Here is a 12,309-nt window from a genome sequence, read left to right on the forward strand (position 1 = left end):
ACGGCAGGGTTTGGCAATGCATGCAGCGTTGCCGGCCAGCGGCCGGCACTACCGTGATGCCAGGTACAGCGTTGCCGGCCAGCGGCCGGCATTACCGTGATGCCAGGCGCTGTTTCACTTCCGCCGCCACCCGCGCGGTCTCGCGCAGTGGTTCGATGCGGTCGTACTGCCAGTCCAGCCAGTGCGCCTGCAACCGCCCACGTTCGCGCAGCTGCTGCTGGAAGCGCGCCAAGCGGCCCTGCGCTGTGTCGGCCAGCGCCACCATCACCGGCATGCGCGTGGCGCAGGCCTCCGAGAGCAGGTTCACCGAATCGGGCGAGACCACCACGCGGTTGGCCCAGCCGAGCAGGCCGCCATAGGGATTGGTACCGTCGCCACCATCGCCCCAGATCACGTGCGGCAGGTCGGCGAATTTCGCGCGCAGGATCTCCGCCAACGCCGGTGGGGTGCGTCGCGAGGTGGTGGCCAGCAGGCTGCCGCCTTCGCTGCGGATCTGCTCGGCCAGCGCCTGGAACACGCCGACCATCGCCGTCTCGTCCCAAGGCGCCAGCGGCGTCGGCCCACCGACCAGCAGTGCTGTGCGCGGGCCGGGCAGGGTGCTGAAGCCGGCGAACGCAGCGCGGCCCCAGGCCAGCCAGTCATCGTCCACCGGGTTGAGGCTGCCGAGCAGGGTGAGCACGTTGCTGCCGCGCAGGGCGTCGTGTTCGGGCACCACCACCACGTCCCAGTGGCGCGCGCCAATGCGCGGGTCGAGGATCTGCACCACCTGGGTGCCGCGTGCGCGCAGCACGCGCAGGGCGCCAGCGGCCTGGCGGCCACAGCCGATCGCCAGCGCCGGGGCGTCGGCAGCCAGCGTCGCGAAGGCCTCGCCGTAGCCGTTCACATCGCCGGGCAGGCGGCGCGGCGACAGCCAGCGCCAGGGCGCGCGCGGTTGCAGCAGCAGCGGTCGGTGGGTGCCCTGGCGCAGTGCCGAGGCCAGCGCAACCGCCTGGCGGACATTGCCCGCGCGGCCGTCAGTGACCGTCCAGGGCGCGCTCGATCGTTTCACCATTGGCATTAATTCGTTTCAGTCCTGCTGGGTGTTGCAACAGTCGCGACACTCTACACTGCGGCTCGTCGATTCGCCCCGCGCCGCCCGCGGGCACTGACTCCCTTTCGCCGCCCTGGAGATCCACCGATGTCCCACGCGCTCGACGCCGCCGCCCTCGATCAGCTGTTCCGCACGGCCCGCACCCAGAACGCCTTCCTCGACAAGCCGGTCCCCGAGAGCCTGCTGAAGGAACTGTACGACCTGGTGAAGTGGGGCCCCACCGCGGCCAACACCACGCCGGCCCGCTTTGTCTTCGTCACCTCGAAGGAGGCCAAGGACAAGCTGGCCCCGGCGCTGTCCGAAGGCAACCTGGCCAAGACCATGGCCGCGCCGGTCACCGTCATCATCGGTTTCGACCTGGACTTCCACGAGAAGCTGCCGTACCTGTTCCCGCACACCGATGCCAAGGCCTGGTTCGACGGCCCGCAGGAAGGCCGCCACGAAGCCGCCATCCGCAACGGCAGCCTGCAGGGCGCCTACCTGATCCTGGCCGCGCGCGCGCTGGGCCTGGATGCCGGCCCGATGTCCGGCTTCGACCCGGCCAAGGTCGACGAAGCCTTCTTCGCCGGCACCTCCATCAAGTCGAATTTCCTGGTCAACCTGGGTTACGGTGATCCGGCGGGCCTGTTCCCGCGCCTGCCGCGCCTGTCGTTCGACGAAGCGGCGCGCATCGCGTAAGTCGCTGTATCGGTTTCGGGCCCGCCGTCGTGCGGCGGGCTCTTGCTGCACCGTGTACCCACCCTACGATCCGGAGAGTTCCTCAGATGAGCGCCACCCGTAAACTGCTGCTGCCGCTGGCCCTGACCCTGGCCATCGCCGCCTGCTCCAAGCCGGCCGACACCGCTGCCCCGGCGGCCGATGCTGCCGCCCCGGCCACCACCGAGCAGGCCGCCACCCCGGCCGCCGATGCCGCCGCTGCTGCGCCGGCTGCCGAAGCGATCAAGATCGCCTCGGGCACCTACAAGCTGGACCCGAGCCACACCGACGTGCTGGCGCAGTGGAGCCACTTCGGCTTCTCCAACCCGAGCGCGCACTTCGGCAACGTCGAAGGCACCCTGGTGTACAACGCCGAAGACGTGACCAAGTCCACCGTGGAAGTGAAGCTGCCGCTGAGCGGCCTGAACAGCTTCACCGCCAAGTTCGACGAGCACCTGAAGAGCGCCGACTTCTTCGACGCCGCCAAGTTCGCCGATGCCACCTTCAAGAGCACCAAGGTGGAAGCGGCCGGCACCAACAAGCTGACCGTTACCGGTGACCTGACCATCAAGGGCATCACCAAGCCGGTCACCCTGGACGTCACCGTCAACGGCGGCGGCGAGCACCCGATGGCCAAGGTTCCGGCCGCCGGCTTCGATGCCACCACCACCCTGAAGCGCAGCGATTTCGGCGTCGGCGCCTACGCTCCGAACGTCAGCGATGAAGTGAAGATCCGCATCACCACCGAAGCCACCGGCGAAAAGCCGGCCGCTTGATGCACCCCGCTCACTCGTCGTGAGAAGGCAGAAGGCCCGCTGAAAAGCGGGCCTTCTTTTTGGGTGCGGGGGAACGCGCATTGGTAGATGCCAACCTTGGTTGGCACATGGGCACTCCGCAGGCCAACCAAGGTTGGCCGCTACCGGGTACGCGCCCTCAGCGCAACGCGCCCAGCCATGCCACGCACGCTTCGCTCGGGCTCTGCTTGGCCTTCACCGCCAGCCCGCTGGCCCGTGCGAACGTCTGCGCGGCCTGTGCCACCACCTGGCGCGCGATCAGCGCCGCCTGCTTGGTCGCGGCCTGCTGCTTGCGCAGCTGCACGATGTGCACCGACGGCCGGCCCACCGGCGCGTACTTCTGGTCGCGGCGCAATACATCGGCCACCTGCGCCACTTCGAATTCGGCCTGCAGGTAGCGGTGCTGTGCCGCCACCAGCTCGCGCAGCGGCGCGCGCAGTACGGCGGTGTCGGCGAACGCGGCCAGCGCCGCATCGCAGGCGGCGTCATCGGCAAAGCGGGTACGCAGCGCGTCCACGCTGGCCAGGGTCAGTTTGGCCATGTGGGCCTCGTTGCTGCAGGAAAGGAGCGCGATTGTCGCATTGCCTGGCGGCTGATGCGTTGAACCGGGTGTCGGAATCCGTGTAGAGCCGAGCCCACGCTCGGCTCATCGCGCGCAGCGCGAGGGTTTTCCGATGGCGGAGCGGAGAGCAGCCGAGCGTGGGCTCGGCTCTACAATGGCCCGCTGTATCACCCACGGAAGGAAGACCCATGCAGGACGCGCAGTACTGGTTGAACGAATTCTGGTCGGGCCTGAGCGTGCTCGATCTGGCGGGCGGCAGTGTGCTCGGTACGCTGCTTGGCCTGGTGCTGGGCATCCTCGGCTGGCGCTGGCTGCACCGCCGGGGTTGGTTGCAGCGGCGCAAGCGCTGGCATCACTGGCTGCTGGCCAGCTACGTGGTGCTGCTGCCGCTGGCCACGGCCTTCTTCGGCCTGCAGCTGGGCTTCACCGCCGGTGCACACCGCGCGCTGTTCAAGCAGCTCGATCATTTCCAGCCGCACCTGCAGACCCTGGTGGAAGGCTGGAGCGAAGGCTTCACCGACTCGCTGGACGACCCGCGCATGCGCGAGGCATTGCGCAGCCAGGGCACGGTGGGCGATGTGGCCGACACCATCGCCTCGGCCTACCTCAGCGAACATCCGCTGCCCGGCCTGGACCGTCTTGGCAACGGCCCGTTGGCGCGCGGTACCGGCTGGGTGATCGGCAAGGTGCGCGAAGGCCTGCTGCGCGGCATGGTGGAAGACACGCTGGTGGACAAGGCCGGCACCCTCGGCCTGGAACCCAAGGTGGTGCGCGAGGCGCTGACCATGCATGTGGATGAGCTGCTGCACACCCGTGGCGTGCTGCGGCTGGTGAAGGCGCAGATCAACGGCATGATGCCCGGCGTGTACTTCGGGCTGCTGTTGCCGCTGCTGGTCGTCGCACTGCTGGTGGCGCTGGAGATCTGGGCCGCGCAGCGGTTCGGGTGGACGCGGCAGATGGTAGTGCCGGCCGCGGTCCCTCCTGTAGAGCCGAGCCCATGCTCGGCTCATCGCGCGTAGCGCGATGGGTCCATCGGTGGCCGAGCGGAGAGCAGCCGAGCGTGGGCTCGGCTCTACACAGTCAAGGGCGTGCGGACCAACGGTCCGCACCCACCAGGCCGGTTCTGGTGCATGGGGTCAGATCCCTTTTCCACAGGAAAAGGGATCTGACCCCGAGCCGGTCAATCGCCGTCGGCTTCGTCCGGGTGGGCCTTCCAGTAGCCGGTCGAGCGGATCCAGTCGCGCGGCACGCCCAGGTGGCCTTCGATGAACTTGCGCATCATCCGCGCGCGGCGCGATTCGGTGGCGATCCAATAGAAGACATCGCCGTCCGGTGCCTCGAAGTCGGTCAGCATGTCTTCCAGCAGCGTGCTGCTGGCCGCCGGGAAGCCGTTGCGCTCCAGCCAGTGGATGCGCACGTTCTCGTACTGCGGCAGGTCCTGGCGCTCGGCCTCGTCGCGCACTTCGATGAAGGCCTGCACCTCGGCACCGTCGGGCAGCACGTCCAGCCAGCGGGCGATGGCCGGCAGCGCGGTTTCATCGCCGATCAGCACGTAGGCGTCGTAGCTGTCGGCCACCACGAACGAGCCACGTGGGCCGCCGATCACCAGCGTGTCGCCCGGCTGCGCGCGCTCGGCCCACGGCCCGGCAATGCCCTGGTCGTGCAGCACGAAGTCGATGGCCAGCTCGCCGGTTTCGTGGTCCCACCAGCGCGGGGTGTAGTCGCGGGCCGGCGAGGGCGCCTTGCCGTCCGGGTAGCTGCGGCCTTCGGCGGTCAGCACCGGCAGCACCATCTCGCCGCTGGCGTTGGGGAAGAACAGCTTGATGTGGTCGTCGGCACCGGGCGAATCGAAGCCGGCCAGATCGTCGCCACCCAGCACCACGCGGCGCATGTGCGGGGTGACCTCTTCGGTGCGCAGCACGGTCAGTTCACGGAAGCGCACATCCAGGCGCAGGCGCGTGTTGTTGTGTTCGGTCATGGGGATACCTGTAAAGGTGTCGCGCGGGGGCGCGCGGCGTAGGGGAGGACCTGGCTGGATTCAGTCTGGCTGGGTCGTTGAAAACGGTGGGCTCTCGCTACCGGCGGTACCGTTGAGCAGGGCCGAGGCCCGCGTCAGCAGCGCCGCCACTTCTTCCGCTTCGCCCTCGGCCCAACGGCCGTGGTGATGCACCAGCGCCCGCTTGAACTCGCGCAGGGCAGTGGCCAGCGGCGGCGGCAGCGAGGCCTTGGTGATCTCGCGGGCACGGTCGAAGGCACGCCGCTGCGCCAGCCGCACCTGGGTGCGCTGCACCTTCAGCTCGAACTCGCCGGCAGCGGTGATGCGGAAGATCCGCTTGCCATCCACTTCCTCGGCCTCGATCCAGCCGGCCTGCTCGAAGCTGGCCAGCAGCGGGTACATGGTGCCGGCGCTGGGCGTGTAAGCCTGCATGAACTGGTTGCTGATCAGCTGCATCAGTTCGTAGCCATGGCGCGGCTGCTCGCCGATCAGGGCCAGCACCAGCAGGCGCAGGTCGCCGCGGCTCAGCACGCGTGGCTGGCCGTTGCGGCGGGGCACCGCCGGATCGGTGGAACGGGCTCTGGGAGAAGGGGGGCGGCTCATTTCGATATATCGGTAAACGAGTGTGCAAACGATATATCGATATATCGAAGCCGGCAATCATCGATCCGGCCACAAGCAGGTCCGTTTTGGGCCACGGGCGGCCGCGTGCACAGCAAAAGGGGCGCCCCTTGCAGGGCGCCCCGGCGAACCGTGGAAGGGAGCAGGGCCGCCAGGCCCCTCACTCGCGGCCCACGCTGGACCCGCAGCCTGTACCGATCCAGAGGCAGGTGCGACATGTTGTCGCCGGTTCAGTACCGTTGCCCGATCCGCCCCTACAGCGGTGCCGGAGTTGCCCTACAACCGTCATCGGCAGCGGTAACACTGCGTCCTGCACATGGGCGCAGCGGCCCGCAAGCGACAGCCCGCGCAGCCACCAAGGCCCGCCGCAGGGCCGTCAGCGGGCCCGGCAAGCCCCTTGCGGACACTGGCCGGTTGCATCCATACGCCTGCGTAGCCAAGTGACGAAAGCCCTTGGTGCGCTACACTTTGCGGTCTAGAAATCTATACAACAGTCGCGCGCGTGCGTGCGGTTATGGGAGCGCTAATGAACTGGTTGAACGAGGTGCTGAACAACGACCCGAATCCTGTGGAAACCCAGGAGTGGATCGAGTCGTTGAAGGCCGTTATTGATGTCGAGGGCTCCGAGCGCGCGCATCAGCTGCTGGAAGGCATGGTGGAACTGACCCGTCGTTCGGGCGCCTACCTGCCGTTCTCTCCCACCACCGAATACGTCAACACCATCGAACCGCAGTTCGAGGCCAAGAGCCCGGGCAATGCCGAGCTGGAATGGCGCATCCGTTCGATCATCCGCTGGAACGCGATGGCCACCGTGGTCCGCGCCAACCGCAAGCCGGGTGACCTGGGCGGCCACATCGCCTCGTTCGCCTCCGGCGCCACCCTGTACGACGTGGGCTTCAACCACTTCTGGCGCGCCCCGAGCGAGAACCACCCGGGCGACCTGCTGTTCATCCAGGGCCACAGCGCCCCGGGCATCTACGCGCGTTCCTTCCTGGAAGGCCGCATCAGCGAAGAGCAGCTGGACAAGTTCCGCATGGAAGTGGACGGCGGTGGCCTGTCCTCGTACCCGCACCCGTGGCTGATGCCGGACTACTGGCAGACCCCGACCGTGTCGATGGGCCTGGGCCCGCTGGCCGCCATCTACCAGGCGCAGTTCATGCGCTACCTGGAAAACCGTGGCCTGATCGAGAAGTCCGACCGCAAGGTGTGGTGCTTCATCGGCGACGGCGAGAGCGACGAGCCGGAAACCCTGGGTGCCATCGCGCTGGCTGGCCGTGAAGGCCTGGACAACCTGATCTTCGTGGTGAACTGCAACCTGCAGCGCCTGGACGGCCCGGTGCGCGGCAACGGCAAGATCATCCAGGAACTGGAAGGCGTGTTCCGTGGCGGCGGCTGGAACGTGATCAAGCTGCTGTGGGGCGGTTACTGGGATGCCCTGCTGGCCAAGGACACCAACGGCGTCCTGAAGAAGCTGATGATGGAAACCGTCGACGGCGAATACCAGAACTGCAAGGCCTTCGGCGGCGCGTATACCCGCGAGCATTTCTTCGGCAAGTACCCGGAAACCGCTGCGATGGTCGCCGGTCTTTCCGACGACGACATCTGGCGCCTGAACCGTGGTGGCCACGACCCGCACAAGGTGTACGCCGCCTACCACCAGGCCGTGAACACCAAGGGCATGCCGACCGTCATCCTGGCCAAGACCGTGAAGGGTTACGGCATGGGCAGCGCCGGTGAAGCACTGAACCCGACCCACCAGACCAAGAAGCTGGACGACGAAGCGGTGCGCCACTTCCGCGACCGCTTCAACATTCCGGTGACCGACGCGGAGCTGGCCGACGGCCAGGTGCCGTTCTACCACCCGGGCCCGGATTCGCCGGAAGTGCAGTACTTGCAGGAACGCCGTGCCGCGCTGGGCGGTTACCTGCCGCAGCGCCGCCGCAAGGCCGACAAGACCTTCGTGGCACCGAAGCTGGAAGCCTACGAGCGCCTGCTGAAGAGCAGCGGCGAGCGCAGCTACTCCACCACCATGGCGTTCGTGCAGAGCCTGAACATCACCCTGCGTGACAAGGAACTGGGCCCGCACATCGTGCCGATCGTGGCCGACGAAGCCCGTACCTTCGGCATGGAAGGCCTGTTCCGCCAGATCGGCATCTACGCGCCGTTCGGCCAGAAGTACAAGCCGGTCGATGCCGACCAGCTGATGTTCTACCGCGAAGACCAGAGCGGCCAGGTGCTGCAGCAGGGCATCAGCGAGCCGGGTGCGATCAGCTCGTGGATGGCCGCCGGTACCAGCTACTCGGTCAGCAACGTGCCGATGCTGCCGTTCTACATCTATTACTCGATGTTCGGCTTCCAGCGCGTGGGCGACATCGCCTGGCAGGCTGCCGACATGCGTACCCGCGGCTTCCTGCTGGGTGGCACCGCCGGCCGCACCACGCTGAACGGTGAAGGCCTGCAGCACGAAGATGGCTTCAGCCATCTGGTGGCCGGTGGCATCCCGAACGTGCGCAGCTACGACCCGACCTTCGGCTTCGAAGTGACGGTGATCCTGCAGCACGGCACCAAGCGCATGATGGAAGACCAGGTGGACGAGTATTACTACGTCACCCTGATGAACGAGAACTACACCCACCCGGAAATGCCGGAAGGTGCGGCCGAAGGCATCGTCAAGGGCATGTACCTGCTGACCGACGCCGGCAAGCCGAAGAAGGGCGAGCTGCGCGTGCAGCTGCTGGGTTCGGGCACCATCCTGCGCGAAGCCATTGCCGCGGCCGAGCTGCTGGACAAGGACTTCGGCGTGACCGCCGATATCTGGAGCTGCCCGAGCTTCAACGAACTGCGTCGCGATGGTTTCGACGTGGAACGTGCCAACCGCCTGCATCCGGAAGGTGAGCAGCGCAAGGCCTACGTGACCGAGCTGCTGGAAGGCCGCCAGGGCCCGGCGATTGCCGCCACCGACTACGTGCGTGCGTACGCGGACCAGATCCGCGCGTTCGTGCCGATGTCGTACACGGTGCTGGGTACGGATGGGTTTGGTCGCTCGGATACGCGTGCGAACCTGCGTCGGTTCTTCGAGGTTGACCGGTACTACATCGCCCATGCCGCGATTGCGGCGCTGGCGAAGGAAGGGAAGATGACCGCGAAGGATGTGGCCCGGGCGATCAAGCAGTACAAGATTGATCCGGAGAAGGCTAATCCTGTTGGGGTTTGATTACGCGTAGTCGATCAGATGCTCAAAGGCGAGGATGACTGAGTTGTCCTCGCCTTTTGCAGTTTTGGAAGGCTGAAATTTAGACGGTTGATTAGGAGTAAACTCGATGGATGATTATGAGTCTGCGGCCGTCAGACACTTCAAGGATGCTGAAGCGCTTCGCATGGCCGGTAGAAAGGACAACGCAGGGCATTTGATAGGCTTCTCTGCAGAGTGTGCTATTAAGCACAAAATAAAAACTCTTCGAACCGACGCGTCCGCTCCTCACGGGCACTTTCCGGAGCTGCTAATGATTGCGAGGAAACATCTGCAGGGGCGTTCGCTCAGTGCCTCCATGCACTCACTTTTAAAAAATGATGTCCTTGTAGGGTGGAGCGTAAATCGCCGATATTATGTAACCGGATCAACCTCCGACGCTGAGTTGCAGGATTGGTTTGTAATTGCATCTCGGTTAATGGCAACGGCGGGAATTAAGCGATGATCAAAAAAAGTACGGTTACGTTTGACACTGCGCTGCCGCAATTTGCGCAGGTGCTGTTTAATGGCATGGGATTGGATTTTATCGAATCGGGAGTTTTTCTTAGAGATGTTTCCGGGAAGCTGACGTTCATAATTTCAGAAGAGGCATGGAGTGAGTCAGTTGATGTCGCATCTGAAGAGGTTGCGCGCCTGATTCCGAACTATGTTGATGGCCCGAAATACGCAATATCCACCCCTGACCGCTTGTTTGACGAGGCGTTGAGGGCGAGGGATGGCGCAACACAGGTTGAACTGGACTTTGGTGCCCCTGGGGATCGCAACAAGGTCTGGCTCATCGAGCGTCGCGCGGCAGGACAGGACTGGCTAAAGAAGCCAGTTAACAAGGCTGGAAGTGTCCCTATCATTGTCTTTGCTAGTATCAAGGGCGGGGTTGGCAGAACGACAGCGCTCTGTGTGCTCGCGTCACATTTGGCCTCCACGGGACGTCGCGTGCTTGCGCTCGATATGGACTTTGAAGCGCCTGGTCTAGGGACCATGTTGTTGACGCCGGACACGACACCCAAGTATGGATTGCTTGACTACATCGTTGAAACAGCAATTGGGCAGGTCGATACCAGCTTTGTTGTCGACACCGTAGGGCCGTCTTGGCTTGCAGCAGGCCGAGGGCGGATTGATGTTGTGCCAGTTGTAGGTACGGCGTCAATGACGAGTCCGGAAAATGTGCTTTCCAAAATTGCGCGTGCGTACTTGGCATCGAGTGAGCAGCTTGGGAGTGGTCTCTCAGAGACTATTTCGAATTTCATTGAAGTCCACTCATTGGACTCGAGATACGACGTTATCCTGGTAGACGCACGAGCTGGTCTGCATGAAACTACTGCATCAGCAATTTTGGGGTTGGGTGGTGAAATATTTGTCTTCGGAGTAAATCAGCCGCAAACGTTGCTCGGCTATGACTTTCTTTTCTCCCACGTCGCTGCACGAACACCGAAAGATGATGAGTTCTGGGGGCGCGTCAATTTTGTAGAGGCGAAGTCTGCTGGCGCAGAAGTGAATGTGACGTTTAAAAATGCTGTGGAACTTCTTTTGAAACAAAGGCTATTTGGTTTAAAGGATTCTTCCTCGGGGGAGGATCTGGAAGCAATGGGCGAAGGGTTTGAAGTTGATTGGGCGGACGAGCAAGATGCTGTTTCCAATGTGGCAGATGAAGAGGCGAGCGACTTTGTCGATGGTCTCTCATTTGTTAGCATTCCAGAGTCCGAGCTCTACCGCTCCTTTGATCCGCTGCTCAATCCAGACCTGCTGCAGCTCTCTACACACATGCAGCTCTACGGTCCTTTTGTAGGTGAGGTTGAGAGGGTGCTTGAAAACTATGGTCCAAGGGAGATTTGAATGTATCGTGAGCTGAAAATGGCATTGGCACGCATGCCCTCTGATCATGATGCTGCTGGTGATTACAGACCGTCTGTGGAGGAGGTTTTTTCACCTGATCAGCACGCTAATGCGCTGGATCCCAATTCTCCCGTAGTAGTGGGCGCTCGTGGCACCGGTAAGAGTTTTTGGGCGGGCGTTCTTGAGCAAGAGTCGACTCGAAGTTTTGCCGCAGCTGTCTATCCACACATCGGACTGGAAAGGCTGGAGGTTAAGGCGGGCTATACAGGATTCACTGGTAAGAACGCCATTACCGCAAAAGTTTTGGACGCTAGGGTTCCGGTGGGCGCGGAGCTTACCATCGGATACTTGCTTTGGAACGTCGTTGTTATTCGTGCTGCCCGATCTTTCCTTGATCCAGATGCGGACTTGCCCACCATCAAAAAAATGATGGGTGACTTTGAAGATCCAGAGGATCTAGAGCACGAGCTTGCGGTACTTGATAGGAAAATTTCTGCCTCAGGCAAGGTGCTTCTCGTAACTTTTGATGCTCTTGACACCTGGTCGACTGATTGGAAAAGATCGGTAGCATTGACGGACGCCTTGTTTCGAGTGGTCTGGTCGCTGCGTGTATGCAAAGCGATAAAGACCAAAGTATTCATTCGTCCTGAACAGTTGAACGATGAGATGCTGGAATTTGTGGAGATGCCCAAGCTTAGGAGTGGGCGTGTCCAACTTGAATGGAGCATCACGGACTTGTACGGTCTCCTCTATTGGAGAATGTCTGAGTTCTCCGGAGAGGCGAAGAGGCAGTTCTCTGAGCTCATAGGTGGGACGGTCCCCAGACCGGTCGCCGACCGAATCAAGAAGAGGCGTACTTGGCGGCTGCTTTTTGACAAAGACCTTCAGGAGAGGATCATGGAGGCAATGGCCGGAAAATACATGGGAAACGGCCATAAGAAGGGCAAAGTGTATGACTGGCCTTACAAGCATCTGGCCGATGCAAGAGGTGAGGTAACTCCAAGAAGTTTCATAAAGCTCTTCGCCGAAGCGGCGAAGGTCTCCGACTTGGATTCAACCTTGGTAATTCAACCCGAGGGTATGCGGCATGGTCTTCGTGAAGCCTCAAAAGTTCGTGTGGATCAGCTAGTAGTTGAGTATCGCTGGGTTAAAAGGGCTCTGGCGCCGCTTGCGGGCTTGAGAGTGCCCTGCGAGACATCTCTGATCTACGAGCGTTGGGAAAAATCAAACACAGTGGACGTAATTATGCGCGCATCAAGGGATCCGGCGGCTGGTTTTATGCCTCCTTTCCCGCCTCGTTTGCCTAGAGGGACGGATAAGAATGGCCGTCTTCTTCATGCAATGGAGAGAATTGGCGTTGTCTCATTCAGGTCTGATAATAGGCTTGATATGCCAGACCTCTTTCGGGTCGCCGCTAACATGCTTAAAAAGGGCGGCGTTACTCCAAGAATATGATTTGCCCTGACT

11 protein-coding genes are annotated in these 12,309 nt (G+C 62.8%); 7 read left to right on the forward strand and 4 right to left on the reverse strand.

Features of this window, described 5'->3' with window-relative positions; genetic code table 11:
• Positions 1–91: 91 nt before the first annotated feature.
• The gene (locus VG566_RS19460; protein WP_100449279.1) at positions 92–1,051 is read right to left on the reverse strand and encodes a mitochondrial fission ELM1 family protein; all 960 of its coding nucleotides are present in this window, start codon (positions 1,049–1,051) and stop codon (positions 92–94) included.
• A gap of 126 nt (positions 1,052–1,177) precedes the next feature.
• On the opposite strand from VG566_RS19460, the gene VG566_RS19465 reads away from it, so the two are divergent.
• Positions 1,178–1,768 (forward strand): malonic semialdehyde reductase, encoded by a 591-nt coding sequence (locus tag VG566_RS19465; RefSeq protein WP_005415046.1) that lies wholly within the window; start codon positions 1,178–1,180, stop codon positions 1,766–1,768.
• 86 nt (positions 1,769–1,854) lie between these two features.
• Positions 1,855–2,562 (forward strand): YceI family protein, encoded by a 708-nt coding sequence (locus VG566_RS19470; RefSeq protein ID WP_005415047.1) that lies wholly within the window; start codon positions 1,855–1,857, stop codon positions 2,560–2,562.
• Positions 2,563–2,719: 157 nt separating this feature from the next.
• Here VG566_RS19470 and VG566_RS19475 read toward each other — a convergent pair whose 3' ends face one another.
• Positions 2,720–3,121: a hypothetical protein gene (locus tag VG566_RS19475; RefSeq protein ID WP_049441437.1), complete on the reverse strand. Its 402-nt coding sequence runs from the start codon at positions 3,119–3,121 to the stop codon at positions 2,720–2,722.
• A 209-nt stretch (positions 3,122–3,330) separates the two neighbouring features.
• Between VG566_RS19475 and VG566_RS19480 the strand changes: the two genes are divergently transcribed.
• Entirely contained in the window at positions 3,331–4,161 is an 831-nt protein-coding gene (locus VG566_RS19480; protein ID WP_241884869.1) for a hypothetical protein, read from the forward strand.
• A 161-nt stretch (positions 4,162–4,322) separates the two neighbouring features.
• Here VG566_RS19480 and VG566_RS19485 read toward each other — a convergent pair whose 3' ends face one another.
• A complete protein-coding gene (locus VG566_RS19485; protein WP_241884868.1) occupies positions 4,323–5,120 on the reverse strand; it encodes a siderophore-interacting protein in 798 nt (265 codons plus the stop codon).
• Positions 5,121–5,180: 60 nt separating this feature from the next.
• Positions 5,181–5,741, reverse strand: a complete 561-nt coding sequence (locus tag VG566_RS19490) for a PadR family transcriptional regulator (protein WP_049441440.1) — start codon at positions 5,739–5,741, stop codon at positions 5,181–5,183.
• A gap of 544 nt (positions 5,742–6,285) precedes the next feature.
• Here VG566_RS19490 and aceE point away from each other — a divergent pair.
• The 4 genes from aceE to VG566_RS19510 all read left to right on the forward strand — a co-directional run bounded on the left by aceE (position 6,286) and on the right by VG566_RS19510 (position 12,297).
• Complete coding sequence (aceE, locus tag VG566_RS19495; protein ID WP_241884867.1) at positions 6,286–8,973, forward strand: pyruvate dehydrogenase (acetyl-transferring), homodimeric type; 2,688 nt, start codon at positions 6,286–6,288, stop codon at positions 8,971–8,973.
• Between the two features lie 106 nt (positions 8,974–9,079).
• Entirely contained in the window at positions 9,080–9,454 is a 375-nt protein-coding gene (locus VG566_RS19500) for a hypothetical protein (RefSeq protein ID WP_197561520.1), read from the forward strand.
• The gene (locus VG566_RS19505) at positions 9,451–10,842 is read left to right on the forward strand and encodes a ParA family protein (protein WP_164262221.1); all 1,392 of its coding nucleotides are present in this window, start codon (positions 9,451–9,453) and stop codon (positions 10,840–10,842) included. The genes VG566_RS19500 and VG566_RS19505 overlap by 4 nt, the downstream gene beginning before the upstream one ends.
• The gene (locus tag VG566_RS19510; RefSeq protein ID WP_164262222.1) at positions 10,843–12,297 is read left to right on the forward strand and encodes a hypothetical protein; all 1,455 of its coding nucleotides are present in this window, start codon (positions 10,843–10,845) and stop codon (positions 12,295–12,297) included. It abuts the gene before it with no gap.
• Positions 12,298–12,309 lie beyond the last annotated feature (12 nt).

Source organism: Stenotrophomonas sp. CASM114, from assembly GCF_049384325.1.
GTDB lineage: Bacteria > Pseudomonadota > Gammaproteobacteria > Xanthomonadales > Xanthomonadaceae > Stenotrophomonas > Stenotrophomonas muris.